Annotated in this window: 20 protein-coding genes and 1 tRNA gene; 4 read left to right on the forward strand and 17 right to left on the reverse strand. The window is 66.8% G+C overall.

The annotated features are described in order from the left end of the window. Nucleotides 1-218: 218 nt before the first annotated feature. On the reverse strand, nucleotides 219-1,025 hold the full coding sequence (map, locus tag D2E22_RS07870) for a type I methionyl aminopeptidase (protein ID WP_126032554.1): 807 nt from the start codon (nucleotides 1,023-1,025) through the stop codon (nucleotides 219-221). A 187-nt stretch (nucleotides 1,026-1,212) separates the two neighbouring features. After that, nucleotides 1,213-1,821 (reverse strand): HdeD family acid-resistance protein, encoded by a 609-nt coding sequence (locus D2E22_RS07875; RefSeq protein ID WP_126032555.1) that lies wholly within the window; start codon nucleotides 1,819-1,821, stop codon nucleotides 1,213-1,215. 293 nt (nucleotides 1,822-2,114) lie between these two features. On the opposite strand from D2E22_RS07875, the gene D2E22_RS07880 reads away from it, so the two are divergent. Further along, nucleotides 2,115-4,187 carry a M13 family metallopeptidase gene (locus tag D2E22_RS07880; protein WP_126032556.1) on the forward strand — a complete coding sequence of 691 codons (2,073 nt, stop codon included), beginning with the start codon at nucleotides 2,115-2,117 and terminating at the stop codon, nucleotides 4,185-4,187. A 94-nt stretch (nucleotides 4,188-4,281) separates the two neighbouring features. On the opposite strand, the gene D2E22_RS07885 is transcribed toward D2E22_RS07880, so the two are convergent. From D2E22_RS07885 to prfA, 12 genes are all read right to left on the reverse strand, one after another. Continuing rightward, nucleotides 4,282-4,869, reverse strand: a complete 588-nt coding sequence (locus D2E22_RS07885; protein ID WP_164518469.1) for a single-stranded DNA-binding protein — start codon at nucleotides 4,867-4,869, stop codon at nucleotides 4,282-4,284. Nucleotides 4,870-5,189: 320 nt separating this feature from the next. Beyond that, on the reverse strand, nucleotides 5,190-6,992 hold the full coding sequence (locus tag D2E22_RS07890; RefSeq protein WP_241218329.1) for a proline--tRNA ligase: 1,803 nt from the start codon (nucleotides 6,990-6,992) through the stop codon (nucleotides 5,190-5,192). A 126-nt stretch (nucleotides 6,993-7,118) separates the two neighbouring features. After that, complete coding sequence (locus D2E22_RS07895) at nucleotides 7,119-7,571, reverse strand: permease (protein ID WP_126032558.1); 453 nt, start codon at nucleotides 7,569-7,571, stop codon at nucleotides 7,119-7,121. Nucleotides 7,572-7,720: 149 nt separating this feature from the next. Next, the gene (locus D2E22_RS07900; RefSeq protein WP_126032559.1) at nucleotides 7,721-9,139 is read right to left on the reverse strand and encodes a PIF1 family DEAD/DEAH box helicase; all 1,419 of its coding nucleotides are present in this window, start codon (nucleotides 9,137-9,139) and stop codon (nucleotides 7,721-7,723) included. Beyond that, nucleotides 9,139-9,984 (reverse strand): HAD family hydrolase, encoded by an 846-nt coding sequence (locus D2E22_RS07905; protein ID WP_241218330.1) that lies wholly within the window; start codon nucleotides 9,982-9,984, stop codon nucleotides 9,139-9,141. The genes D2E22_RS07900 and D2E22_RS07905 overlap by 1 nt, the downstream gene beginning before the upstream one ends. A 105-nt stretch (nucleotides 9,985-10,089) precedes the next feature. Continuing rightward, entirely contained in the window at nucleotides 10,090-10,737 is a 648-nt protein-coding gene (gene orn / locus D2E22_RS07910) for an oligoribonuclease (protein WP_126032560.1), read from the reverse strand. Nucleotides 10,738-11,009: 272 nt separating this feature from the next. Then, nucleotides 11,010-13,364 carry a vWA domain-containing protein gene (locus D2E22_RS07915; protein ID WP_164518470.1) on the reverse strand — a complete coding sequence of 785 codons (2,355 nt, stop codon included), beginning with the start codon at nucleotides 13,362-13,364 and terminating at the stop codon, nucleotides 11,010-11,012. 564 nt (nucleotides 13,365-13,928) lie between these two features. Then, entirely contained in the window at nucleotides 13,929-15,470 is a 1,542-nt protein-coding gene (guaB, locus tag D2E22_RS07920) for an IMP dehydrogenase (protein ID WP_126032562.1), read from the reverse strand. 193 nt (nucleotides 15,471-15,663) lie between these two features. Then, complete coding sequence (locus D2E22_RS07925; RefSeq protein WP_126032563.1) at nucleotides 15,664-16,914, reverse strand: MraY family glycosyltransferase; 1,251 nt, start codon at nucleotides 16,912-16,914, stop codon at nucleotides 15,664-15,666. Beyond that, nucleotides 16,911-17,570, reverse strand: a complete 660-nt coding sequence (locus tag D2E22_RS07930) for an L-threonylcarbamoyladenylate synthase (protein WP_126032564.1) — start codon at nucleotides 17,568-17,570, stop codon at nucleotides 16,911-16,913. The genes D2E22_RS07925 and D2E22_RS07930 overlap by 4 nt, the downstream gene beginning before the upstream one ends. Before the next feature lie 95 nt (nucleotides 17,571-17,665). Next, a complete protein-coding gene (gene prmC, locus D2E22_RS07935) occupies nucleotides 17,666-18,676 on the reverse strand; it encodes a peptide chain release factor N(5)-glutamine methyltransferase (RefSeq protein ID WP_241218332.1) in 1,011 nt (336 codons plus the stop codon). Between the two features lie 81 nt (nucleotides 18,677-18,757). Continuing rightward, nucleotides 18,758-19,849, reverse strand: a complete 1,092-nt coding sequence (gene prfA / locus D2E22_RS07940) for a peptide chain release factor 1 (RefSeq protein ID WP_126032565.1) — start codon at nucleotides 19,847-19,849, stop codon at nucleotides 18,758-18,760. Nucleotides 19,850-20,163: 314 nt separating this feature from the next. On the opposite strand from prfA, the gene rpmE reads away from it, so the two are divergent. Both rpmE and D2E22_RS07950 read left to right on the forward strand, forming a co-directional pair. Beyond that, a complete protein-coding gene (gene rpmE, locus D2E22_RS07945) occupies nucleotides 20,164-20,376 on the forward strand; it encodes a 50S ribosomal protein L31 (protein ID WP_126032566.1) in 213 nt (70 codons plus the stop codon). 202 nt (nucleotides 20,377-20,578) lie between these two features. Continuing rightward, nucleotides 20,579-20,652, forward strand: a tRNA-Ile gene (locus D2E22_RS07950). A gap of 359 nt (nucleotides 20,653-21,011) precedes the next feature. Here the strand turns inward: D2E22_RS07950 and D2E22_RS07955 are convergent. The 3 genes from D2E22_RS07955 to D2E22_RS07965 all read right to left on the reverse strand — a co-directional run bounded on the left by D2E22_RS07955 (nucleotide 21,012) and on the right by D2E22_RS07965 (nucleotide 24,383). Beyond that, on the reverse strand, nucleotides 21,012-21,932 hold the full coding sequence (locus tag D2E22_RS07955) for a hypothetical protein (protein WP_126032567.1): 921 nt from the start codon (nucleotides 21,930-21,932) through the stop codon (nucleotides 21,012-21,014). Between the two features lie 419 nt (nucleotides 21,933-22,351). After that, entirely contained in the window at nucleotides 22,352-22,999 is a 648-nt protein-coding gene (locus D2E22_RS07960; protein ID WP_126032568.1) for an ECF transporter S component, read from the reverse strand. A gap of 163 nt (nucleotides 23,000-23,162) precedes the next feature. Then, on the reverse strand, nucleotides 23,163-24,383 hold the full coding sequence (locus D2E22_RS07965) for an ROK family protein (protein ID WP_126032569.1): 1,221 nt from the start codon (nucleotides 24,381-24,383) through the stop codon (nucleotides 23,163-23,165). Nucleotides 24,384-24,576: 193 nt separating this feature from the next. Between D2E22_RS07965 and D2E22_RS07970 the strand changes: the two genes are divergently transcribed. Then, entirely contained in the window at nucleotides 24,577-26,106 is a 1,530-nt protein-coding gene (locus D2E22_RS07970) for a xylulokinase (protein ID WP_126032570.1), read from the forward strand. The last annotated feature ends 125 nt before the right edge of the window (nucleotides 26,107-26,231 follow it).

Below are 26,231 nucleotides of genomic sequence, written 5' to 3' on the forward strand. Positions count from 1 at the left end.
TGATCGGTGTGTGACCTGCTGTGTGGTGCTGCTTCCTTCAGCCCGCGGCGCGCGCATGCGCCGCAGGGGCTCCATGACGCGCGCGGCTCCGGGCACTGCCGACCACTATAGGGTATCCGTATTTCACGGCGGGCCGCCGTCTCAAAACGCGTGTCGCGCCCGACGGCCCCCGCGCACCGGAGGATGCGCGGGGGCCGCGGAAAAGACGCCGAGGGCGCTCAGCCCTTGAACTCGGCCGAGATCGGATCGCCTTCGCGCTGCGTGAGCACGATCGGGCCGCCTTCGGTGATCGCGATCGTGTGCTCGCTGTGCGCGCCGCGCGAGCCGTCCTCGCTGCGCAGCGTCCAGCCGTCCTTCGGGTCCTGGTAGATCTCGTCGGTCGTCTTGAGGAACCACGGTTCAATCGCGATGACGAGGCCGGGGCGCAGCTTGTAGCCGTGGTGCGCCTTGCCGTCGTTGGGCACATGCGGGTCGCCGTGCATGATGTGGCCGACGCCGTGGCCGCCGAAGTCGAGGTTGATCGGATAGCCGTAGGCGCGCGCGACGTCGCCGACGGCGTGCGAGATGTCGCCGAGGCGGTTGCCCGGTTGCGCGGCGGCGATGCCGGCGGCGAGCGCCTCCTGCGTGCACTTGATCAGGCGCAGATCCTCCGGCTCCTTGTCCTTGCCGACGACGAAGCTCACGGCGGAGTCGGCGACCCAGCCGTCGACGCTGATCGCGAGGTCGAGGCTGACGAGGTCGCCGTCCTTGAGGTCGTAGTCGTAGGGCACGCCGTGCAACACGGCATCGTTGACGGACACGCAGATGTAGTGCGCGAACGGGCCGGTGCCGAAGTCCGGCGCGTAGTCGACGTAGCACGATTGCGCGCCCTTGCGGTCGACGATGCGCTGATGCACGAATTCATCGATTTCGAGCAGGTTCGTGCCGACCGTCGTGCGTTCCTGGAGATCGTGCAGGATGCCGCCGACGAAACGGCCTGCCGGCTTCATCGCTTCGATTTCCGAATGGGTCTTGAGTTCGATCATGGAGTTTCTACCACCTTATTGTCACGCTTGCCAATCGTTGCAGCGACTGCTGTACCACCCTATCCCCCGCAGCTTACATTCGTCCGCGTCCCGCGCCGCGGGGACGCCGATCCGCCCGCGCTCACGCACAAGGCCGGCCCCGCGGGATGCGGGGCCGGCCTTGTGCATTTGCGACGGGGACCGCGGGTCAGTTCTTCGCGGCGCGGCCGAACGAGAACGCGCGCACGATCGCGATGATGCCCATGACGACCATCGCGCAGCCGCCGAAGATGATGAGGGCGACGGTCGACGCCATCGGCATGCACACGATCGCGAAGCCGGCGATGATCGAGATGATCGCATAGGCGATCGCCCAGCCGGAGCTCGGCATCGACCACGATTCGGCGAGCGCCATGACGCCTTCCATGATCCAGCCGATGCCGACGATGAGCGTGAACATGATCGCGAGCGTCGCCGTGGAGAACGCCGTGTAGCGCAGCACGACGAGTCCGCCGATGATCAGCAGGATGCCGATGAGGATGCCGAGCACGCGCCATCCGGCCGGCAGTCCGACCTCGACGATCGAGCTGACGATGCGCACGATGCCGGAGATCAGGAAGTAGATGCCGAGCATGACGCAGGCGACGACGAGCGTCTTGCCCGGCCATACGAGCAGGCAGACGCCGAGCGCGAGCGCGGCGAGGCCGATGAGACCGTAGGCGATGCGCACGGCGTTCTTCGCGCCGGTCGGCAGCGACTGCTCGACGAGTCTGAACGGGCTCCAGTTGCCGTTCGGCGAATCATTGACGTTGGACATGATGGCTCCTTTCATTTTTCATTCCGTCGCGGCCGAACGGCCGGCGCCCTCGGGCGACGCGCGTCATATGGATCCGCGACCGCATGGTTGCCCCGCAGGCCCCGCCTGCGGTCATGTATCCAGTGTGCCCTCCCCCACCCGTCCGCCGCGTCGTTTTCGCGATTGTTTCCCTTCTCGCGTAGTCGGCGGCGAAATCCTCCGATGTGTGGGCCGCCGCCGGACGGCCCCGCACGGGGATGTCCGGCCGCTTGGGGACGGACGGCGTTGTCAGAAAAGCTCTATAGTGTGGAACCATGAGCAACACCTACCAGTCCGGCATCGATCCGGCCGCATTCTCCTCCGTGATCCGCCCCGCGGACGACCTGTTCCGCTACGTCAACGGCCCGTGGATCGACACCTACGCGCTTCCCGACGACCGTTCACGCTACGGCTCCTTCGACCGTCTCGCTGAGAACGCCGAATCCCAGATCCGCGACATCCTCGAGTCCGATGGCGACGAAGCCGCCGTCTCGAAGGCGATCTACCGTTCCTTCCTCGACGTCGACGCCGTCGAACAGGCCGGCGTCGCGCCGATCCGCGCCGACCTCGACGCGCTCGACGCCGTCAGGTCGAAGGCCGAGCTGACCGCGCTGCTCGGCGAACTGAGCCCCTACGGCGGCCCCGACCTGTTCGGCTTCGACATCTTCGGCGACTTCAACGACCCCGACCACAACATCATGCACGTGAGCCAGGGCGGTCTGGGGCTGCCCGACGAGGCCTACTACCGCGAGGACCACTACGCGCCGATCCGCGACGCCTATGTGACGATGGTCGCCCGACAGCTGCGAAACGCCGGCTATGACCACGACGCGCAGGCGCAGGCGCAGCGTCTGCTCGAGATCGAGACGACGATCGCCTCCCACCATTGGACGAACGTCGAGACGCGCGACTCGCAGAAGACGAACAACCCGACCGACTTCGCCGCATTGTCGGCGATGCTCTCCTCCTTCGACGTCGAGGCGTGGGCGAAGGCGATGCAGACGTCGTACGACCGTTCGAAGACCGCGCGCAGCCATCCGGTCGACGTGCTCGGCGCGCTCGCGCACGTCAACGTCATGGAGCCGTCGTTCCTCACCGGGCTCGACGGGTTCTGGGCCGACGCAGACCTCGAGGACCTCAGGCTGTGGGCGCGCGTCCACATCATCGTCGACCGTGCGAGCATGCTGTCGAGCGCCTTCGACACTACGAACTTCGACTTCTACGGCAGGACGCTCTCCGGCGCGAAGGAGCAGCGCGTGCGCTGGAAGCGCGGCGTCTCCCTCGTCAACGGCATCTGCGGCGAGGATGTCGGCCGTATCTACGTGCGCGAGCATTTCCCCGAGTCGTCGAAGACGCGCATGGAGCAGCTCGTGCATAACCTGATCGAGGCCTACCACGTCTCGATCCTGAACAGCGACTGGCTCGGCGACGAGACGAAGCGCAAGGCGCTAGACAAGCTCGACCATTTCGAGGCGAAGATCGGCTACACGAACCATTGGCGCGACTACACGGCGCTCGACGTCGACATGTCGGCCGGCCTGATGGACAACATGCGCGCCGCCTCGGTCTACGAGTTCGGCTACCAGATGGCCAAATGCGGCAAGCCGGTGGACAAGGACGAGTGGCTGATGAACCCGCAGACGGTCAACGCCTACTATGAGCCGACGCTCAACATCATCGTGTTCCCCGCCGCGATCCTGCAGCCTCCGTTCTTCGACCCGGACGCCGAGGACGCCGTCAACTACGGCGGCATCGGCTCGGTCATCGGCCATGAGATCGGCCACGGCTTCGACGACCAGGGCGCGCAGTTCAATGGCGAGGGCAAGCTCGAGGACTGGTGGACCGCCGAGGACAAGGAGCGCTTCCAGCAGCTGACGAAGGCGCTCATCGAGCAGTACGACCGCTTCGTGCCCGCGCAGCTGCAAGGGAAGTACGGCGACGATCCGGACAAGGCGCCGCATGTCAACGGCGCGCTGACGATCGGCGAGAACATCGGCGACCTGTCCGGCGTCAACATCGCGCTCAAGGCCTACGCGTTCTCGCTCGACGAGGCGCAGGGCAGGCCGATCGACGGCGACCCGGCGGCGATCGAGGCCGCGCTCGACACAGCGCCGACGCTCGACGGCTTCACCGGCCTGCAGCGCTTCTTCCTCGGATACGCGCTAATCTGGCGCACGAAGAACCGCGATGAGCTCGCCGAGCAGTATCTGCAGATCGATCCGCATTCGCCGGCCGAATGCCGTACGAACGGCATCGCGCGCAACGTCGAGCTGTTCTACAAGGCCTTCGGAGTCACGCCCGACGACCGCATGTGGCTCAAGCCGGAGGAACGAGTCCACATCTGGTGATCCGACGCCCCGAGCGCCGGATGCGATGGCGGGAGGGCGCGGTTCATTGAACCGCGCCCTCCCTTTTTCGCCGATCGTCGGCCGCGGCCGACGATCAGAAATCGTCGTGCCCCGCGCCGGCTCCTACCGGCTCGGCGGCCTGCGCGGCCACGGCGTTCGCCTCGGCGACCACCTCGGCCTGCGTGGCCTCGTCGGCCGTGACCTCGCCGGTGCAGGGGTCGATCCGAGACGCATCCACCCCAAGGTCGACCGGCGCGTCGTTGCGCCCTTCGTCCTGCCGCGGCGCCCTCGTCCCCTGCGCATCGCTCTGCTCCTTCGCGATCTTGCGCACCACCGTCACGCCGTAGTTGAGGTCGTGCCCGACGTTGCTCGCCTCGATGAACGTGTGCGAGCGCGGCTTGCCGTCCTCGCCCGCCCATTCCTCGGTGGACAGCACGCCGACGACGATGACGGCCTGCCCCTTGTGCAGCGAGTTGACAATGTTGAGCGCGAGCTCGCGGAACGCCTTGACGGTGATCCACGTCGTAGGCAGCGACTGCCATCGTCCGTCGCCGTCCCGGTAGCCTCGCGTGCACGCGAGACGGAACCGGCATGCGGCGCGCGCCCCGTCGTGCAGGCCGAGCGGCATCGGCTCGCTGCCGAGGAATCCGGTGATCGTGATCTGTCCCTGTTGTATCGCCATGGTCTTGTCCTTTCGTCTGGCGGCGCCGTGCCGGAGCGCCCGCGGCGGTCCCACCACTATCGGCGCCGGGGCCGTGGCGGGGCAAGCCGGACGGGACCATGTGACCGGAAGGGTGTGTCGGGCCCGGAATGTGGATGGCCGCGACTCGCATCCACAGCAATCCACATGCGCGATGTGGATGGATCGGTGCGGATATGCACGGCGCGCATGCCAAGGTCGCCCCTTCCCCGCCTCGCACCGCATGTCCCCTGCCATGCGGGTATGCGCAGGGCCCGCCACCTTCCGGTGACGGGCCCTGCCGATGCGTCGCGCGCGAAGGATCAGAGCATCCGGCGCAGGCGGTCGGCGATGACCTGCGCGGCCGATTCGGCCGGCACGGCCTCCTTGTTGCCGCCATCGCGGTCGCGCACCTCGATCGTGCCGTCGTTGACGGTGTCGCGTCCGGCGACGGCGATGAGCGGCACGCCGATGAGTTCGGCGTCCTTGAACTTGACGCCCGGCGAGACCTTCCTGCGGTCGTCGTAGATGACCTCGACACCGTCGGCCTCGAGCTGTCCGACGAGGCGCTCGGCGGCCTCGAAGGCCGCTTCGTCCTTGCCGGTCGCCACGACGTGCACCTGGGCCGGCGCGATGTTCGCCGGCCATGCCAGACCGCGCTCGTCGTGATGCGTCTCGGCGATGCAGGCGAGCACGCGGCTCACGCCGATGCCGTAGCAGCCCATCCACACCGGCACCGTCTTGCCGTTCTGGTCGAGCACCTTGAGGCCGAGCGCCTCCGAGTACTTCAGACCGAGCTGGAAGACCTGGCCGATCTCGACGCCGCGTTCGAAGCTCAGCGGGCCCGAGCCGTCCGGGCTCATGTCCCCGTCACGCACCTCGACGGCCTCGACGACGCCGTCGGCCTTGAAGTCGCGGCCGTAGACGAGGTCGTAGTAGTCGACGTCCTGCTCGTCGGCGCCGGTGAACCATGCCGAGCCTTCGGCCACATGCGCGTCGATGAAGTAGCGCAGCGCGCCGTCGGCGTCGCTCTGAGGACCGAAGCCCATCGGTCCGATGAAGCCCTGCACGAGTTCCGGATGCGCCTTGAGGTCCTCTTCGGTGGCCTCCTCGAGCTCGGCCGGGGCGAACTGCGCCTCGAGGCGCTTCATGTCGATCGTGCGGTCGCCGGGGATGCCGACGACGATCAGCTCGCGCCACGGTTCGTCGTGCTCGTCGTCCTCGGCGTGCCTGACGGCGACGACGACGTTCTTGAGGATGTCGGCAGGCCGCCATGCACGGCCGTCGGTGCGCGGATAGGTCGCGTTCGCGAACGTGACCATCTCGTCGATCGTCTTCGCATCCGGCGTCGCGCGCTTCTCGGCCGCCGGCGTCGACGAGCAGTCGATCGCCTCGACCTCGGGCGTGTGCAGCGCCTCGACGTTCCACGCCTTGCCGCTCGGCGCGAGCGCGAAGGTGTCCTCGCCGATCGGCATCGGCGCGAGGAACTCCTCGGACGCCGAGCCGCCCATCGGGCCGGACATCGCGAACACCGGCACGTACTTCAGATCGAGGCGCCGGAAGATGCGCTCGTAGGCGCCGCGCTCGTCCATGTAGGCCTTGCGCATGCCCTCCTCGTCAACGGTGAACGAGTAGGCGTCCTTCATGATGAACTCGCGGCCGCGAATGAGCCCCGCGCGCGGACGGAACTCGTCGCGGTACTTCGTCTGGATCTGGTAGAGCGTCACCGGCAGGTCCTTGTAGGACGAGTACATGTCCTTGACGAGCAGCGTGAACATCTCCTCATGCGTCGGCGCGAGCAGATAGTCGGCCTCATGGCGGTCCTTGAGACGGAAGATGTTGTCGCCGTACTCCTCCCAGCGGTGCGTCGCCTCGTACGGCTCGCGCGGCAGCAGCGCCGGGAAGTGCACCTCCTGGGCGCCGATACCGTTGATTTCCTCGCGGATGATGCCCTCGATCTTGTCGAGGACGGCGAGGCCCAGCGGCAGCCAGGTCCAGATGCCCGGAGCGGCTTTGCGGATGTAGCCGGCGCGCTGGAGCAGCTTTGCGGAATCGACGTCTGCGTCGGCGGGGTCTTCGCGCAGCGTACGAAGGAACATGGTGGACATTCGAAGAGCTTTGGTCATACCTGTTAACCTACGCGGCTTGCGGGACGAAGCGCCATATCCGAAGCGTACACCGCACACCGCATGAATGCGCGGCGGACGCTTCGCAAAACCGACCGATCACGGACGCCGTCCGGCGGTGCGGACTCACTTCGTCTTCAGGCGCCCCTCGTCATCCTCCGCGTCCTCGGTGCGCTCGTCGACGTCCTCGGTGAGGATCTCGTCGTTGACCGAGCCGAAGGGATAGACGAAGATCATCAGCATGCCGACGCAGCCGAGGAAATACAGCACGTCGCACAGCGCGAGCGAGCCGAGGCTGACGACATCGTTGGGGATGAGCAGGCCGACGACCATCAGGAACATACCGACGACCGGCAGCAGCTGCCACACCCACGGGTTCGGCGCGTGCCCCTGCGTCTTGATGCGCACCGACAGCGCATAGAACGGGATGATGAACATCAGTCCCCCAACGATCGTCAGGATGTCGGAGAGCTTGATCCAGTTCCACAGCGGCACCGGCTTCGCGTTGTACGTCAGGAAGGCGGCGAACAACACGATCGCGCCGATCCCTGAGACGAAATAGGCGTTCCTGCGCTTCATGATGCCTTCCTCCTGCCTGCCGTGCCCATGCCGGCGGCGTTGCGCCGCGCAACGGTGACGTCGATTGTCGATTCACATTGTAGCGATGCACGGCCGCGCCCGTGTTCACGACGGGCGTGTCCGCATGCGCACATGGGACCGCCGGATGCTCAGAACAGCTCGTCCTGCGCGAATTCGTCGTCCTCCGTCGCCGTCCGCGAGCGCCCCTGCACGGCGACGATCGATGCGGCTCCATCCTCGTGCAACGCGCGCGCCGCCTGCGCCGAACGCTCGCGCAACGTGCCGTCGAGGCGCACGGCGTCGTCGCTCACGTCGAACATGCGGTCGCTGACGCCGCCGAGGAACAGACCCTCGAGGTTCTCGACGCGGGACAATGCGACGTAGCCCATGCCGGGCGCGAAGGTACGCTTGAGGTCCATGACGGCCGCGTCGAGCGTCATGCCCTGCGATTTGTGGATCGTGATCGCCCATGCGCAGCGCAGCGGCACCTGTGAGACGGCCGCGAGCGTCCTCTCGTTGTCGGTGAGCTCCCAATCGCTCGGCTTCATCGTCACGACGTTGCCGTTCTCGAACGCGACGATAGGCCAGCCGCCCTTGCTCTCGGGCGCGAAGCCGCGCACGACACCCAGGGAGCCGTTGACGAACTGGCGGTCGGTGTCGTTGCGCACGGCCATGACCTCGGCGCCCTCCTTGAGCGTGAGCACGTCCGGGGCGAGCATGTTGCGTTTGAGCCGTTCGACGAGGTTCACCGGTCCCGCGCAGGTCGCATGGAAGACATGCGCCGGCGCGTCGATCGCGGCGAGCATGCGGTCGTTGAGCGCGTCCGCCTGACGGTTGACCGGGAACAGGTTGACGGCCGTGCGTCCCTGCGGGGGCTGCGCCCCGAGCCTGGTGACGAGCAGGTCGCGGTCGCGCTGCGTGACATGGCCCTCGCGGATGTCGGTCAGGACGCCGAGCAGCGCGCCGTCGTCCTGACGGTGCTGCTCGTCGAGATAGCAGACGACCGGGTCGAGCTCGGCCCACGCGAAGGATTCCGTGACGAAGCCCTCAGGATCGAGCCCGGCGCGCGCATAGCGCTCACGTTCGGCGACGAACTCCGGGCTCGGCGCGACGACGTCGCGGTTGCGCGCGCCGACGCTCACCGGCGGCAGCTGGAAGAGGTCGCCGGAGAGCACAACCTGCACGCCGCCGAAGGGACGGTCGTCGCGGCGCACGATGCGCATCGCGCGGTCGACCATGTCGAACAGCCACGCATGCATCATCGAGACCTCGTCGATGACGAGGACGTCGGTGGCCTGCAGCGCCTTGCGTCGACGAGTGCGCACGTTCTTGAGCACCTGCTCGGTGAGCGCGTTCGCGACGCCGAGGCCGCTCCACGAATGGATCGTCTGTCCGTTGATATGCGTGGCCGCGATGCCCGTGGACGCCGTGACGGCGACGCTCGCGCCGCGTCTGCGCGCGCCGGCGATGAACTCGTTGAGCGTGTACGTCTTGCCTGCGCCGGGCGCGCCGGTGAGGAAGACGCTCGCGCCGGCGTCCATGATTTCGAGCGCCTCGGCCTGCCGCATCAGCGCACCAGCCGATCGACGACGCGGATCACGCCTTCTTCCGTGTTCGCCGGCGCCAGATAATGCGCGACCTTCTTGACCTGCGGGTGCGCGTTCGCCATCGCGAACGAGTACGCGCCCTCGCGCAGCATGCCGATGTCGTTCGGATAGTCGCCGAAGACCATCGTCTGCGCGTGTGTGACGCCGAGCGCGCGCTGCAGCGCCTTGACGCCCTCGCCCTTGTCGACGTGGCCGTCCATGATGTCGACCCAGTGCGGGCTCGACGCGGTAGCCGTGTACGGGGAGGTGACGAAGCCGAGTTCGCGTTCGGCCATCGCCTGCGCGTCGCCGAAGTCGAAGATCGCGAGCTTGAGGATCTGCTTGTCCTTGTAGCGCAGCACTTCGCGCAGGTCGGGCACGACGGTCAGCTTCGTGTAGTATTTGCTCGCCTCGGCGATGAACGGCGCGTCGTCACGGCTGACGTAGGCGCCGCCGAGCGCGCAGATGACGAGGCCGAGGTCGTCGCTCGTGCGTTCGGTCATCGCGATTGTCTCGTCGACGATGGCGCCGCTGACGCCATGCGTCTCGATGACCTTGCCGTCGAGCGCGACGACGTTGCCGTTCTCGGCGATGATCGGCAGCGTCTGCGGCGCGTCGGCGAACATCTTCTCGAGCGTCTGGTACTGGCGCCCGCTCGCCGGCACGAAAAGCACGCCGCGTTGTGTGAGCCGGTCGAGCATCGGCTTGAAGCCGAGCGGGATCCGGCCGTCTGCGTCGAGCAGCGTACCGTCCATGTCCGCGACGACGAGCCTGATGTCGTCGAGCGGCTCAAGCGTCTTCCAATCCTTGGGTTCCTCATCGGTCATGATATGCATGGTCCTCCTCGCCTTGGTTGTTGCTGGATTCAATGTACGATTGCGTTGTATGCGCGATTGCGCCGCGTCACGGTCGCATTGCACGCGCCGCCGCGGTCAGCGACGCGCGATGCTCGTGCGTTCGACGTCCTCGGCGATCCGCTTCGCCGCGGCCGCGTCCGGACCGGGAGCCGGCGCCATGACCGCCTCGCGGTAGTAGCGCAGTTCGTCGAGCGATTCGATGATGTCGGCGAGCGCACGGTGGCCGCCGTTCTTCGCCGGGCGGTTCGCGTAGACGGCCGGGTACCAGCGGCGCGCGAGCTCCTTGATCGTGCTCACGTCGACGACGCGGTAGTGCAGATGGCTCATCAGGCCGGGCATGTAGCGGTCGAGGAACTTCTTGTCGGAGCCGACGGAGTTGCCGGCGAGCAGCGGCTTGACGCCGTCGGGGATGAACCGCGTGACGTAGTCGACGACCTGCCGTTCGGCCTCCTCGACGCTCAGTCCCTGCTCCCATTCGGTGATGAGGCCGGACCGGGTGTGCATCGCGCGCACGAAGTCGTTCATATGCGCGACGGCGTCGTCGGAGGGGCGGATGACGAGGTCGATGCCGTCGTCGAGCACGTTGAGGTCGAAGTCGGTGGGTACGACGGAGACCTCGCACAGTTCGTCGTGGAAGACGTCGAGCCCCGTCATCTCGCAGTCGATCCAGATGAGCCGTGAATTCGCCGCCGAATACACCTCGTCGTCATGTGCGTCCACCATATCGTGCCTCTTTCCTTTGATCATGGTTCCCGATGTCGTGCTGCCACACCCGCGCGGTCGCCGGACGCGGCAACATTGAACATTCGAGCCTACCTCACCCGGCAGCGTCTTTCCCAGTTCTATCCTGACCGCAAAACAAGACGCCGCGCGCGGGAGAGCGGCGACGGCGGCATGCAGGCACGGCATGACGGACGGGGCCGCGCACGCGTATGAATCGCATGCACGGCCCCGTCCGTCATAGCTCCGGCGGCTTTTCAGCGGCCGTCTTCCGCTCAGCCGGCGTGGCGGCCGGTCGAGCGACGGCGCCTGAGCTGCAGCGTGCCGAGGCCCATGCACAGCAGCGCGGCGGCGACGGCGACGATGAGCGCGACGCTTGAACCGGTGTTCGCCGTCGACGCGTTCGTCGTCGGCGCCGACTCGACGGTGCCCTCCGGCTGCGTCGGCTCCGGAGTCTCAGCCGGCGTCGTCTCAGCCGGCGTCGTCTCCGGAGTCGCCGGCGCCTGCGCGACGGCGAGACGTCCGTTGTTGCCGAGTGCGACGTCGACGGTCGTGCCGTCCCAACGCGGCGCGATCGCGGCGGTCGCCGTCCTCGTCACATTGTCCTTCTTCGCGACCGTGTAGTTCGCCAGACCCATGCGCACGGTGCCGGCCGGCACGAAGACGTCGCCGTTCGCGTCCGTCTGCGTCTTGTCCGCGGCATCGGCGCCGTCGACGGCGACCCACTGCTCATGCTTCGCGTTGTCGGCGTAGTAGGTGCGCAGATAGTGGTAGGTCTTGCCCGCCTCGACCGACTTGGCCGGATCGTCCGCGTTCTCGGAGTTGTACAGCGGCGTGTCGTTGACGAAGTAGTAGAAGTCGTTCGACTTCGCCGGCGTGAACGTCGCCGTCGTCAAGCCGCGCTCGGCGCCTTCCTCGTACTTGTTCGACGTGAAGGTCTCGCCGTTGTCCTTGATGTAGGCGGCGAGCGCCTCGTCCGGTTCCGCGAGCGCGTCGCGCACGCCGTCCTTGAGGCCGACCGAGTAGAAGACGCGAATCGGGAACGTGTCGTTGATCGTCGTCGACACGTTGCCGTCCTGGTCGACGGTCGCCGAGTACAGGCGCAGCGGCAGCAGCTGCTCGGGCACCTGCACCTGCACGGTCTCGGTCTCGCCGTGCGCCACCGTGATGACGAGGTCTGCGAGGTTCGCGGTGCCGTAGATCGGGTTGCCGTCGACCTCGCCTTCGAAGACGTAGGTCGTCGTCGCGCCGTCCTCGGAGGTCTCGGCGGTCTTGGCGGTGAACTGCTTGCCGGCGAAGACGACGCTGTTCATGTCGCGCACCGTCATGTAGGCGCCGAGTTCGTCGGTGAACGTGATCGTGCCGCGTTCCATGCCCGACTCGGCCGTCGTCGCGATCGGCGACGACGGCTTGCTCGAGATCGCCGTCCAGATGTCGTTGAAGATGTTCTGGAGCTGGTCGGCGTCGTCGGCGTTCATGTAGTAGTCGGAATTCGGCGCGCGCTCGCCCAGTTCGCTCACCAGGACGCCTGTCGCGTTCGGGTAGTTGCTCGAGACGGCCTGCATGTAGCGGTTGGAGTACTTGTTCAGATCGTTGACGTCATTGGTCTTGAATGTGCCGACAGCATAGATCAGCGTGCCGGAGTCCTTAAGCGACTTCGCCTCCTGGACGGCCTCCTGGCCGTCCCACGGGTCGCCGTCGGTGAAGAAGATGATGACGGAATCGGCGTTCGCGCGCTTGTCCTCGTCGATCAGCTGGTGGGCGAGGTTGAATCCCTTCGCGGAGTTGGTGCCGCCGAGGTCGCGAAGGCCGTTGACGATGCCTTCGAGCGCCGCCGTGTCATCGGTGAAGCGGGATTCGATCTTCGCGTTGCTCTCGAAGGTGACGATGCCGGCACGGTTCTTCGCGGCCGGATCGGAGATCTGCGCGTTGCGCGCGGCCAGCTGTCCGAGGAAGCCGTTCACCGCCGTCTTGAGCGCGTCCAGATAGGTGATGTTGTAGGAGTTGTACAGCTGCACATGGTCCGGATTCGTGTCCTCGGCGCTCGTCTTCGCGTAGATGAGCTGGTCGCCGGCGCGATAGACGACGTCGCCGTCGACGCTCTGCGCGGAGTCGAGGGTGACGGCCTTGTAGCTGCCGTCCTCGGCCTTGACGTAGGCCGTGTAGCCGAGGTCGTTGCCGTAGGCCGGACGGTATCCCGTTCCCATCCAGCTGCTCATCGAGCCGGAGACGTCGAGCACGAGCGTGACGTCGAGCGGCTTGTTGCCGCTGCTCATGCCGGTGATCTGCTGGGCGCTCGACATCGCGGAGAGACCGACGAGGAAGTCGGCGGCCTTGTCCTTGCCGATGACGACCTGTTCGCCGTTGCCGGCGTCAAGCGTCACGTCGCCGGTCGTGACCGACTTGTCGGTCCAGACGCGGCCGTTCGAACGTGGGTCGAGCGGGTTGCCGACGCCTTCGGTCCACTGCGTGAAGGTCGTCGGATCCGCGGTCGCCGTCAGTTCGGCGGCCTGTGCGCGGCCGGCGCCGAACACGGCGGTCGCGACGAGCATCGCGAGCGTCACGACGAGCGCGGCGATGCGAACGATGGCATTACGCGACCTCGACTTCTGCGTAGCTTGGATGTCCATACAAGGTTCCTTACTGCCTCTTGGTGCTGAGAATCGCTGCAACCGCGTGATTCTCTGACTCTCTGGGCGTACCGTCCACAGCTTGGGTTTTCTCCTCCGGTGAACGAATACGATGTCATCATCAACAATATCTGAAGGTTTGCACAATATTCCCATATCCGTCCCAGCGTATGGACAGCGTCGTTGCCCCCTGTCGAGCCGCTTCCCCCGCCGGCCGCCATTCTCGAACCCATCTCATGGCGGTCCGCAGGTGACCTCACCCGTAAACGACCACCACATCCCCCGTCAACGGCACTCTGCAGGTGAACCCACCCAGGGAATACCTCCATATGCCCCATCAACGGCGGTATGTGGGCGACGTCGCCCACATACCGCCGCCGGCGCGGGCGTTGTGGCATGCTTGCCGGCGCGGCGGGACGCCAAAGCAAACCGAACGCCGAGGGCCGTCCCCGCATGGTCACGGGGACGGCCCTCGGCGTTCGGCAGTGCGTCAATCGCCGCGCGGCGCTGCACCGCGCGGCGATCCCCGGCGCGCATGGCGGCCGCCATGCGCACGCGGCAACGTCAGCGGCCGGAGTAGTTCGGCGCCTCTGCCGTCATGACGATGTCATGCGGATGCGATTCGCGCAGGCCGGCGTCGGTGATGCGGATGAATCGGCCCTTCTCGCTCATCTCCGGGATGTTGTGCGCGCCGATGTAGAACATCGACTGGTGCAGGCCGCCGATCATCTGGTACAGCACGGCGTTGAGCGGTCCGCGGTACGGCACTTCGCCTTCGACGCCCTCCGGCACGACCTTGTCCGAGCTTGTGACGTCCGCCTGGAAGTAGCGGTCCTTCGAGTACGACTTCTTGCCGCGCGGGGCCATCGCGCCGAGCGAGCCCATGCCGCGGTACAGCTTGTACTGTTTGCCGTGGAGCAGCACCTTCTCACCGGGGGCCTCCTCGCAGCCGGCAAGCACGCCGCCGAGCATGACCGAGCTCGCGCCGGCGACGAGCGCCTTCGCGATGTCGCCCGAATAGTGGATGCCGCCGTCGGCGATGCATGGGATGCCCGCGGCGCGGCATGCGCGCGAGGCCTCGTACACGGCCGTCAGCTGAGGCACGCCGACGCCCGCGACGACGCGCGTCGTGCAGATGGAGCCGGGGCCCACGCCGATCTTGACGGCGTCGACGCCCGCGTCGATCATCGCCTGCGCACCCTGACGCGTCGCGATGTTGCCGCCGATGATGTCGACGCCGTTGAAGGCCGGATCGTTCTTGATGCGGCGGATCATGTCGAGCGCGAGCTTGGCCTCGCCGTTCGCCGTGTCGACGACGAGCACGTCGACGCCCGCCTCGAGCAGGGCGCTCGCGCGCTGCCATGCGTCGCCGAGGAAGCCGATGCCGGCGGCGACGCGCAGACGGCCCTGCTCGTCCTTCGTCGCATCCGGGTACTGCTCGGTCTTCACGAAGTCCTTGACCGTGATCAGGCCGGTGAGATGGCCTTCGGCGTCGACGAGCGGGAGCTTCTCGATCTTGTTCGCCGCGAGCAGGTCGTGCGCATCGCGCTTCGAGATGTTCGACGGGCCGGTGATCAGATGGTCCTTCGTCATGACGTCCTTGACGCGCAGATGGTCGTAGTCGTCCGAAGCAATGAATCGCATGTCGCGGTTCGTGATGATGCCGACGAGCTTGTTCTCATGATCGACGACCGGCAGGCCGGAGATGTGGAACTTGCCGCACAGCTTGTCCAGATCGGCGAGCGTGACGTCGGGGTTCACGGTGAGCGGGTCGGTGATCATGCCCGATTCGGAACGCTTGACGTAGTCGACCTGCGCCGCCTGGTCGTCGATCGACAGGTTGCGGTGCAGCACGCCGATGCCGCCGTTGCGGGCCATCGCGATCGCCATCTCGGACTCGGTCACGGTGTCCATCGCGGCGGAGATCGCAGGGACCTTCATCGTGATGTTGCGGGTCAGATGGGTCGTCGTATCCACCTCGGAGGGGATGACGTCGGTCTCGTTCGGCAGCAGCAGCACGTCGTCATAGGCGAGGCCGAGCTGGGCGAAGATGGGGGGAAGGGGAGCGTACGGGGATTCTGCATGCATATCAGGATTTGTAGCCATAGGCCTACTATATGGACGCACGACGACGAACGCCATTCGCCGTTCCACGATGCAACATGGCCCCGCCGCCGACCTTTGCGGCATTCGTCGCGCGGACCCCGCACGGCCATCCCGCACCCGGTCGCCGACCCATCGCTCGGCCTCGCACGGCCGCCGTACGCGACCGCCGCGCGACCGCCGCCCAGGGCGCGTCTCAGTCGTTCCGGCGGCTCCCCCGCCGTTCCCCGGCCGTCGACGACGATTCGGGATCGGACGGCGATGCAATGTCGCGCATGTGCCGGGCGCGATACCATCCGCCGCCGCGCGCATGCTCCGAACGGTCGGCATCGCGCTCCTCGGGCGGTTCCTCGGCCTCGCCGTTCATGCGCCGGCGAATCGTCGGATACATCGTCGCGACGGCGAGCGCGATGGCGGCCGCAAGGAAGACGACGAGCACATGGATCGGCCGGAAGAACAGCAGCATCAGCGAGCCGAAGGCGATGAGCGCCGCCCATCCCCACAGGATGAGCACGGCTCCGCGCACCGAATGGCCGATGCGCAGCATGCGGTGGTGCAGATGCATGCGGTCGGGATGCATCGGCGACTGCCCTTTGCTCAGACGTCTGCAAATCGCCATCATCATGTCGAGCACCGGCAGGAACAGCACGAGGATCGGCAGCAGGATCGGCATGAACGCGGGCAGGTAGATAGACGCGTTCACCGTGGCCGGGTCGATGCGGCCGGTCATGATGATCGACGCGCAGGTGATCAGGTAGCCGAGCAGCATCGAGCCGGAATCGCCCATGAACAGCTTCGCCGGATGCCAGTTGTGCAGCAGGAAGCCCAGGCAGATGCCGACCATCGCGACGTCGACGAGCGTCGCCATCGACGCGTACGACGGCGCCGAACGCGCGAGGATGTACGAGTAGATGCCGAAGGCGACGCCGCCGATCGCGACGATGCCCGCGGCGAGACCGTCGAGGCCGTCGACGAAGTTCACGGCGTTGATCGACACGACGATGAGCAGCGCCGTGATCGCGATCGAGATCGTCGGCGACGCCGTCACGAGCGAGCCAATCGGCAACGTGATGATCTGCAGGCCGCCCCACGCGACGAACACTGAGATGAGCAGCTGCCCGGCGAGCTTGAGCATCCAATCGAGGTCCCAGATGTCGTCGCACACCCCCAGCAGGCAGATGAGCGCCGCACCCGCCATGACGATGTACGCCTGATGATTGTCGCGGAAGACGCCCTGCAGGAAGTTGAGGCGGGACGCGAAGAACATCGCCGTCAGGAAGCCGCACAGCATGCCGACGCCGCCCATGCGCGGGGTCGGCACCGTGTGCACGTCGCGCGCGCGCACCTCGCCGACGGCGCCGACGCGGATCGCCACATGGCGTACGATCGGCGTGTACAGGAAGGTCGCGCAGGCCGCAAGCAGGCAGATGAACAGATAGACCTTCATAGACCCAGACCGCCGCCGTTCATATGGATCGCGCGGCGGATGGCCGAAGCCGGGATGACGCCCTCGCGCAGGATCTCGACGCCGTCGAGCGCGAGGGGGTCGGCCGCCACGACGGTGCTCGCGACGTGCCCGATTGTCGGGCCGCCGTCAAGATACAGGTCGACGGCGTCGCCGAAGGCGCGCACCGCCTCGTCGACGCTCTGCGCGCTCTCGTCGCCCGAACGGTTCGCGCTCGACGCGGCGAGCGGCCCCGTCGCGCGCAGCACCTCGAGGCAAGCGTGCGAGTTCGGCACGCGGATCGCCTGCGTGCGCACGCCGCGCGCGTCGCGGCTCGTCGTGCACAATGCGCAGTCGTCGTCGGCGAGCGCGATCGGCGAGAACGCGCCGGGCAGCAGCTGCGCGGCGAGACGGTTGAGCGGCGTCGGCAGCGTCAGGCCGAGGGTGCCCAGATCATCGACCGAGGCCATGATGACCTGCAGCGCCTTCGTACGCGGGCGTCGCTTGGCCGCGTAGATCCGCGCGATCGCGTCGGCGTTGCGCGGGTCGCACGCGATGCCGTAGACGGTGTCGGTCGGCAGCACGACGAGGCCGCCGCCCTCGACGACCTTCCTCGCCTCGCGCAGCGACCGCTCATCGATGGCCCGTACGTCGCTCATGCCTGTTCCCCGCCTTTCCGCGTTGCCGATGTTCCTTCGGCGCCGCCGCGGCATACGCCTGCGGCGCCCTTCGATGACGACTGTAGTCGCCCCGCCTACCGCGTCGCCACAAGATAGCGCGGGCGGCCGGTGAGGTCGTACTCGGTGCGCGCGTCGGCGAAGCCGCTCGCACGCGCGAACGCGACGGTGCGGTCCGCCTGCGTGACGTCATGCTCCATGATAAGGACGCCGCCTGCGCGCAGCAGCGCCGCCGCGCGCACGATGATGCGCTCCGGCACCATCATGCCGTCGGCGGAGCCGCCGTAGAGCGCGGTCTGCGGGTCGTATTCGCGCACCTCGAACTGTTCGGGCACGTCGGTGAGCGGGATGTACGGGGGGTTGCTGACGACGACGTCGACGGTGCCGTCGAGCTGCGCGAGCGTCGTCGGGCAGGTCGCGTCGGCGATCTCGAGATGGTAGTTCGCGGTGATGTCGGGGAACGCGGCGCCCACCTCGCTCACGTTGCGACGCGTCCACTGCGCGGCGAGCACGTCCTTCTCGACGCCCCACACCTGCGCGCCGGGCACTTCGGTGGCGATGGACAGGCCGATCGCGCCGCTGCCCGCGCACAGGTCGACGACGCGCGGGCAGTACAGGCCGCCCCGGGTGATCCAGCCGATGGCCTCGTCGACGAGCAGCTCCGTCTCCTGCCGCGGAATGAACACGCCGGGGCCGACCTTGATGTCCAGATACCTGAACGGCGCGTGGCCGACGATGTACTGCAGCGGTTCGCGGCGCTCGCGGCGCGCGAGCATCGCCGAATAGTCGGCGAGCGCGGCCGGCACGTCGATCGGTCTGCCGGCGACGAGCTTCGCGACGCCGTCGCCGAGCAGCGCCGCCTTGTCGACGTCGCTCAGCGACGTGCGCGTCGCCTCGGCGAGCAGCAGCTTCGCGTCGTGCCGCGGCGTGTCGACGCCGCCCTGCGCGAGGCGGTCACCGCCGACGGCGATGAGGTCGGCGACGCCCTGCGCGTCGACTCCGGGCGCCTCCGGGCGCGTCGTGCCGTTCGCGCGCGCCGTCGTCGCGTCGTCCATTCCATCGATCGCTTCATCGGTTGCCGATGCCATCGTCGCCTCCTGCATGCTTCGTATGTCGTGTGGCGTCCGCCGCGTCGGGCGCCCTATGCGCTCCGTGCGCGTGCGCGACGCTCACTCGTTGGTCTTGGCCAGCCGCTGCGCCTCGTCGGCCTGGATGTCGCTGTCGATGACGGCCTGCAGGTCGCCGTCGAGCACGGCGTCGAGATTGTACGCCTTGTAGTTCGTGCGGTGGTCGACGATGCGGTTCTCCGGGAAGTTGTAGGTGCGGATGCGCTCGGAGCGGTCGAGCGAACGCACCTGCGAATGGCGCATGTCAGCGGCCTCGGCGGCCTCCTGCTCGTGCTTCATCGCGAGCAGGCGGCTCTTGAGGACGCGCAGCGCCGACGCGCGGTTCTGGATCTGCGACTTCTCGTCCTGCATGTTCACGACGATGCCGGTCGGGATGTGCGTCATGCGCACCGCCGAATACGTCGTGTTGACGGACTGGCCGCCCGGACCCGAGCTCATGAAGGTGTCTACCTTGAGGTCCTTCGGGTCGATGTCGATCTCGTCGTCGTCTTCGTCGGCCTCGGGGAACACGATGACGCCGGCGGCCGACGTCTGGATGCGGCCCTGCGACTCGGTCACCGGGATGCGCTGCACACGGTGCACGCCGCCCTCATACTTGAGCGACGCCCAGACGCCCTCCTCGGGCGCCGGAGTGCCTTTCGCGCGGATCGCGAGCTGCACGTCCTTGACGCCGCCGAGCTCGGTCGTGTTCTCACTCTGGACCGTCGTGCCCCAGCCGCGCTTCTCGGCGTAGCGCGTGTACATGCGCAGCAGGTCGCCGGCGAACAACGCGGCCTCCTCGCCGCCGGTACCGGCCTTGATCTCCATGATCACGTCGCGCGCGTCGTCCGGGTCGCGCGGGATGAGCGCCGTGCGCAGCCTTTCCTCGGCGGCCGGCAGCGCCTCCTCGAGCCGTTTCGCCTCGGCTTCGAAATCGGGATCCTCCCCGGCCATCTCCCGCGCGGCCTCGGCATCGTCGCGGGCATGCAGGTAGTCGGTGTACGCGCTCACGATGGCGCCGAGTTCGGCGTGGCGCCGTCCCAGCTTGCGCATCTCGTCCGGGGACGACGCCACATCCGGCTGCGCCATCTGCTGCTCGATCCTGCGGTATTCCTCAAGTGCGGTACGCGCCGCCGGGAACTGTTCCTCTGCCATCTTCGCCTTTTCGATGCTGCGGCCGCGGGCACACGCCACCCGGGCGTCACGCACGGCCCTCCGTACAAACCGTTCCATCCTAACAAGAGCCGTTGTCGCGCCGATCGGGACACAAGGAAACGCGGACGCGCACGGGTGCGGGTGCGGAATAAACACGGCGCCCGGGAAGTTGTCCCTGATGGCGACGCTCGTGGTTCGCCACGGGACGAGCCGTACGGTTGCGTCAATGCACAGCCGTACAATGCATGTATCCGGTTCACGCCTGCCATCGGGGCATGGCGACCCGGGTCCCCCGTATCTTTAGGAGACAAATTATGCAGCCAGGAATCCATCCTGATTATCATGCGGTGCAGGTTACCTGCTCCTGCGGCAACACCTTCGTCACGAAGTCGACCGCCAACGGCGACCACATGACGGTGGACGTCTGCTCGAAGTGCCACCCGTTCTATACCGGTAAGCAGAAGATTCTGGATACCGGCGGCCGCGTGGCTCGCTTCGAGAAGCGTTACGGCAAGAAGAGCAGCTGACTCTCACGCTGATACGGAAAACGCCGGCCTTCGGGTCGGCGTTTTTCGTTATGCGGCCATCCGCGTCCCGCGCGCCGCAGCCGCGCAGCCGGCGGCCGCAAGTTCGTGACGATTCCTTCCGTGTTTGCCGGTTCCGCCCATATGGTCATGTCGTTTGCTACACTTTAGCGAGTCGCATCCGCGGTTTTCCGCGATACGACGTGGGGCCTTAGCTCAGTCGGTTAGAGCATCGGACTCATAATCCGCCGGTCCAGGGTTCAAGCCCCTGAGGCCCCACCGGTCACGGCCCGCTGACAACAGCGGGCCGTCCTGTATCGTCTCCCGATGCATGCCATCGCATCCGGGTGCGCTTCCCATTCCACCGCTCCCCGCATCCCGCGCAGCGCATCCATACGCAATCCGTGCCGGAATCGTCCCTTAGCATCCCGTCCCGCGCACCCATACGCGCCACGCGACACCAACACACATGCTGGCGTCCCACACCGCGCACGGATACGTTCCATGGAACGCCGGCACACACGCTAGCGTCCCACGCAACGCACCCATACGCACCACGCAACACTGACGCCCACCCTAGCGTCCCGCACCGCGCACCCATACGCGCGACGGGTCACCGGAACTCCGCGCCACGCGCGTCAGCGGCGGTCGTTGTCTTTATTGTCCTGATTCGCGTTACCGTCGTTGTCCTTGCTGGACTGGCTTTCCGCCTTCTTGCGGTCGGCTTCGGCCTGCGCCTTCTTCTGCGCCTCTTCGCGCGCTTTGCGTTCGTCGTCGGCGATCTTCTTGTCGCGCGACGCGTTGACGTCGCTGATCGCCGACTTGATCTGCTGCTCGATCGACGTGATCTCGTCGAGGTCGCCGGCGGCCTCGGCCTGCTTCGCCTTGTCGTAGAGTTCGGACAGACGGCTCCACGTCGCCTCGTCCGCCACCTGTCCGCGCGTCAGGTCGAGCGTCGTCTGCGCCTCACGCAACGTGTCGTCAAGCGCAGCCGTCGCCTCTTCGACTTCCTTGAGCCGCTTCGAATCGTTGACGCTGTCGACGGCCTCCTGCAGCGAACGCATATGCGCGTCGTACCACTCTTCATGATCGCGGATCTGCTGGATGCGCGCGTCGTACTGGTCGACCGACGGCACATCGCAGCTCGTCGCCGCCGGCGTCTGCGCCTTGAGCTGCTCGTCGAGCAGCTCGACGGTGCCACTGTCCGCGACCTGGATGTCGGAGATCGTTCCGGCGGATGCGCCATCCCCCGCACGCAGCTCCTCGTACTGCTTCGCCTTCTTGTCGAGCGCCGCCATCGCGCCTTCGCAACGCGCATGCTCCTGCGCGAGCTGCTGCTGGCGGCGGTTGTGGATCTGCACGCCGGCGAAGATGACGACGGCGAACAGCGCGAGCACGGCGATCGACGCGAAGATCACCCACAGGTACTTGCGCTCGTCGTCCTTCTGCGGCTTACGGTTGGGCTTCTTCGCAAGCGCGGCGATTTCGTTGGGGTTGATGAGTTCGGTCTGCGTGCCGGCTTCGGCTCCCGCGTACACAATCGTGCTGTCGTCCACCATGAACAAACCTTCTTTTCATGTGATGGCGCTCATCTCGATGATGTCGCATGGTCTCGTCACGATGCACGCTCTCTCCTGCCGATACATCGTCGATATCAGTGTACGTGGACGCCTTCCCGTCCGGGCGGCGCCCATCTTACGTAATGGGACGCCGATGGCAGCCGCAACGGCGGTATTCAGGTGCCTTCCACCCGCCCCGCCGCTGATTGCAGCGACAGTGGCGTACGTGGGCGCGCTCACCCGAACACCGCCGTTGACGGCGTCCATAACGGCGATGTTCGGGTACACTCACCCATGAACGACCGCCATCGGCGCATGCAACGGCAGCATATGGGTGACCTCACCCATATGCTGCCACTGATCGCAACGGCGGCGGTGTGCGGGTGCGCCCACCCGAACACCGCCGTAGGCGCGGATCGTCAGCGATTGTCAGCGGCGACCGCGGCGCGGACGGCGCGGCCGGAGGCGAAACGGTCGAGGACGCCGGTCTTCGCGATCGCCAGATAGAGGTACCACGAGCAGACGCCGGCGATGAGCGCGCCGCCGATGATCTCGCTCACCATGTGCACGATGCCGCGCGGGCTGAGGAACGCGACGCCCTGATAGCGGAACAGCATCAGGTAGATGCCGTATTCGATCGCCGTGCATACGCCGGAAAGGATCGAGATCGGCAGGTTGAAGACGCGGTACCGCGTCAGCGCGAACGGCAGTTCGGCGAACAGCCCCTGCAGCGCGGCCGACAGGAAGACGAATCCGAAGGCGAACGAGCTGCCGATCAGCATCTCCGCGGCGCATCCGACGAGGTTGACGAACACGGCCGAGCCCGGCTTGCGCAGGATGAGCACGGCGAGCGTGCCTGAGAAGTACCACACTGCGTGCAGGATGCTCGCGCATCCCGGCAGCAGACCGCCGAGGATCGGCGAGATCGATGAGTAGGCGAAATTGAATCCCCAGAAGACGACGCCGGCGGCGATGCCGAGCGCGGCGGCCACGGCGATGTCCGCGGTCGTCCAGCGCAGTCGGACGCGCGAACGGACAGGGGTTGGTTGTTGGGTATGGTCGACCATGGAAGTCCCTCTTCCTTACGGTACTGCGCACAGCATGGTATTGGCGGATCGCCGGCGTTCCTTGACCTGCGCAGCTCGGGCGGGAACGCCGCAAGACAGCGTAGCACCGCACCGCAAGACGACCACTATGCGAACTGCATATTGAGATGGAGTACGGGCGCGCTCAGCCGAGGTAGCGCAGCGGGTCGTCGATGAAATTGCGCAAGCCGGTCTGTGCGGCGCCGAACAGCGCCGGGCGAGAGATTCCCGAAGCGCGCAGCAGGCGCACATTGAGCGTGCCGCGCGCGAGGATACGCTCCTGAACGCGCGCCGCCATGCGCTCCAGCACATCCGCAGGCACGCGGGCCCAGCTGCCGCCAATGATCACGGTATCGAGGTCGGCCAGATTGATCACCGACGTGAGCATCGACGTCATGGCATGCATGGCGTCGGCGAACACCGCCATGGCGACCGGGTCCCCTTCCTGCACGCGCCTGCCGAATTCGTCGAGCGCCGCCTGCGAGGCAGCGGCATTGCCTTCGGCCACGCCGGCGGCCTCCACCATGGACCGGCGGCCGGCGTAGGCCTCGACGCAGCCGCGGCGGCCGCAACGGCAGACGGGCCCATCCATCTGCACCGAAAGATGGCCGATCTCTCCGGCATACCCATGGTCGCCGGTGACCACGCGCCCCCCGCGCACAATGGCGCCGCCGATGCCGATGTCGGTCGACACATACAGGAACGATCCGTTCGGCCCCACAATCCCCTCGTCGGTGCGCTGCGTGGCATACCCCGGCAGCTGCGCCACAGCGGCCATGTTCGATTCGTTCGCCACCACCACGTCGAACCGGCGGATCAGGTCGAAACGGCTCAGGTCGAGGTCTTCCCACCCCAGGTTGCGCGCCATGAGCAGATGGCCGTCCTCGGTCACCAGTCCGGGCAACGCAAGACCGACGCCGGCGATCATATAGCTCTGCGCGCGCAGTGTCTTCTCCTGTTCGACGAGCATGGCGTCAAGCTCGTCGAACAGCGCGTCAGCGTCGGCGTCGTGCAGGTCTCGCGCGATCCAGCGCTCGGCCACGACACTGCCGTCGAGGTCGAGCACCACATAGCCGTAGCCATCGGTGTTGATCTGGATGCCGACGCCGCACACACTGCCGCCCGCGATGCTCAGCGGCGTGCTTGGGCGCCCGTACACCGACTGGACGAGCGGTGCGCCCTCCTTGACGATGCGGTGCGAAAGGAGCATGGAGATGAGCAGCGACATCGTGGCTTTCGTGAGGCCGGTCTCCTTGGCAAGGTCTGCACGGCTGAAAGCGCTTGTGGAACGGAGCATCGTATCAAGCACCACGGATAGGTTGTGGTTGCGTAGGTCATCCTGGTTGATGCGCTTGAGAACCGCCATAAGACACTCCTTGCTTGCTCCGGCCCGAGTGTGCAGCCACTCTGCGACCCGCGTGGGCGTTTCCTCGCCGACATATCGTATGCTACACTACCCATTATAGTTTATTCATCTAACTATATAGGCCGTCCGCACGCTTCGCATGCACGCCGCAGTGCCCCGCACACGGCGGATGGACGAACAAAGGAGTCATCTCATGAGCAGAGTTCTCGTGGCCGGGGTCGACACTTCGACCCAATCCTGCAAGGTCCGTGTCACCGACGCCGCAACGGGCGAACTGGTGCGCTTCGGACAGGCGAAGCACCCCGACGGATCCGCCGTCAGCCCGGAGCACTGGTGGCGCGCGTTCCAGGAAGCCGCCTCGCAGGCCGGCGGATTGGATGATGTGTCCGCGATCGCCGTGGGCGGCCAGCAGCACGGCATGGTGGCGCTCGACGAACATGGCCGGGTGATCCGCGACGCGATGCTGTGGAACGACACGAGCTCGGCACCGCAGGCCGAAGCGCTCATCGATGAGCTCGGCGCCGCGCCGGCGGCCGACGGAGAGCCAGAGGACCCGCACCAGCGCGGCATCGAACGTTGGGTGAAAGCCGTGGGCTCCTCCCCCGTCGCCTCGTACACACTCACCAAAATCAAATGGGTGGCGCAGCACGAACCAGCGAACGCGGCACGCATCGCCGCCGTCTGCCTGCCGCATGACTGGCTGAGCTGGCGCATCGCCGGCTTCGGCCCCGTGCAGCCGGGCGAAAACGCGCATCTCGACGCCCTGTTCACCGACCGTTCCGACGCCTCGGGAACACTGTACTTCGACGCCGCCTCCAACACCTACCGGCGCGACCTGCTCGCGCTGGGACTGCAGCCCGACGACGCCTGCACGCCGGGCGCCGCCGCCACCGAGCACGCCGAACGCATCGTGCTGCCCCACGTGCTTGGACCGAACCAAGTTGCACCGGTCAACGCGGACCCATCCATCGCCGGCGCGCAAGTGCCCGGCGGATGCATCATCGCGCCCGGCGGCGGCGACAACGCGATGGCTTCGCTCGGCCTGGGCATGGCCGTGGGTGACGTGTCCGTCTCGTTGGGCACTTCGGGCGTGGCGGCCGCGATCAGCGAGCAGCCCGTCTACGACCTGAGCGGCTCGGTATCCGGATTCGCCGACTGCACCGGGCATTTCCTGCCCCTTGCATGCACGATCAACGCCTCGCGTATTCTGGACGCAGCACGCGCAATGCTCGACGTGGACTACGACGAGCTCACCACGCTCGCGCTCGATTCGCACCCGGGCGCCGGCGGCATGACGCTCGTGCCGTATTTCGACGGCGAGCGCACACCGAACCGCCCGGACGCCACCGCCACATTGAGCGGCATGACGCTGCGCAACACCGAGCGCCGCAACGTGGCGCGCGCCTTCGTGGAGGGCCTGTTGTGCTCGCAGCGCGACTGCATGGAGCTCATCCGTTCGCTCGGCGCGCAAATCGACCGGATCCTGCTCATCGGCGGCGGAGCCAAGTCAATGGCGGTCCGCACGCTCGCACCATGCATCCTGGGTATGGATGTCTCATGCCCGGCGACCGACGAATACGTGGCGATCGGCGCGGCAAGGCAGGCCGCCTGGGTGCTCAGCGGCGCGGATGACGCGCCCGACTGGCCGATTTCGATCGACGCGGTGCAGACCGGCACCCCCACCCCGCAGGTCTACGAGGCTTACGTGCAGGCACGCGGCTGATCCGCAAACACCACAAGGCTCCTTTCCAGCAGGTATTTCGGCTGGGGAGGAGCCTTTTCTTTATGACGTGCGGATACCACTTGCATCACTAAGCCACCGATACCTGCCAGTCACCAAGAAAATGC

This window comes from Bifidobacterium castoris, from assembly GCF_003952025.1.
GTDB lineage: Bacteria > Actinomycetota > Actinomycetes > Actinomycetales > Bifidobacteriaceae > Bifidobacterium > Bifidobacterium castoris.

What these genes read in the sequence shown, in the direction of transcription:
- map (WP_126032554.1), bottom strand. Translation starts at nt 1,025, where the DNA reads ATGATCGAACTCAAGACCCATTCGGAAATCGAAGCGATGAAGCCGGCA.
- D2E22_RS07875 (WP_126032555.1), bottom strand. Translation starts at nt 1,821, where the DNA reads ATGTCCAACGTCAATGATTCGCCGAACGGCAACTGGAGCCCGTTCAGA.
- D2E22_RS07880 (WP_126032556.1), top strand. Translation starts at nt 2,115, where the DNA reads ATGAGCAACACCTACCAGTCCGGCATCGATCCGGCCGCATTCTCCTCC.
- D2E22_RS07885 (WP_164518469.1), bottom strand. Translation starts at nt 4,869, where the DNA reads ATGGCGATACAACAGGGACAGATCACGATCACCGGATTCCTCGGCAGC.
- D2E22_RS07890 (WP_241218329.1), bottom strand. Translation starts at nt 6,992, where the DNA reads ATGACCAAAGCTCTTCGAATGTCCACCATGTTCCTTCGTACGCTGCGC.
- D2E22_RS07895 (WP_126032558.1), bottom strand. Translation starts at nt 7,571, where the DNA reads ATGAAGCGCAGGAACGCCTATTTCGTCTCAGGGATCGGCGCGATCGTG.
- D2E22_RS07900 (WP_126032559.1), bottom strand. Translation starts at nt 9,139, where the DNA reads ATGCGGCAGGCCGAGGCGCTCGAAATCATGGACGCCGGCGCGAGCGTC.
- D2E22_RS07905 (WP_241218330.1), bottom strand. Translation starts at nt 9,984, where the DNA reads ATGACCGATGAGGAACCCAAGGATTGGAAGACGCTTGAGCCGCTCGAC.
- orn (WP_126032560.1), bottom strand. Translation starts at nt 10,737, where the DNA reads ATGGTGGACGCACATGACGACGAGGTGTATTCGGCGGCGAATTCACGG.
- D2E22_RS07915 (WP_164518470.1), bottom strand. Translation starts at nt 13,364, where the DNA reads ATGGACATCCAAGCTACGCAGAAGTCGAGGTCGCGTAATGCCATCGTT.
- guaB (WP_126032562.1), bottom strand. Translation starts at nt 15,470, where the DNA reads ATGGCTACAAATCCTGATATGCATGCAGAATCCCCGTACGCTCCCCTT.
- D2E22_RS07925 (WP_126032563.1), bottom strand. Translation starts at nt 16,914, where the DNA reads ATGAAGGTCTATCTGTTCATCTGCCTGCTTGCGGCCTGCGCGACCTTC.
- D2E22_RS07930 (WP_126032564.1), bottom strand. Translation starts at nt 17,570, where the DNA reads ATGAGCGACGTACGGGCCATCGATGAGCGGTCGCTGCGCGAGGCGAGG.
- prmC (WP_241218332.1), bottom strand. Translation starts at nt 18,676, where the DNA reads ATGGCATCGGCAACCGATGAAGCGATCGATGGAATGGACGACGCGACG.
- prfA (WP_126032565.1), bottom strand. Translation starts at nt 19,849, where the DNA reads ATGGCAGAGGAACAGTTCCCGGCGGCGCGTACCGCACTTGAGGAATAC.
- rpmE (WP_126032566.1), top strand. Translation starts at nt 20,164, where the DNA reads ATGCAGCCAGGAATCCATCCTGATTATCATGCGGTGCAGGTTACCTGC.
- D2E22_RS07955 (WP_126032567.1), bottom strand. Translation starts at nt 21,932, where the DNA reads ATGGTGGACGACAGCACGATTGTGTACGCGGGAGCCGAAGCCGGCACG.
- D2E22_RS07960 (WP_126032568.1), bottom strand. Translation starts at nt 22,999, where the DNA reads ATGGTCGACCATACCCAACAACCAACCCCTGTCCGTTCGCGCGTCCGA.
- D2E22_RS07965 (WP_126032569.1), bottom strand. Translation starts at nt 24,383, where the DNA reads ATGGCGGTTCTCAAGCGCATCAACCAGGATGACCTACGCAACCACAAC.
- D2E22_RS07970 (WP_126032570.1), top strand. Translation starts at nt 24,577, where the DNA reads ATGAGCAGAGTTCTCGTGGCCGGGGTCGACACTTCGACCCAATCCTGC.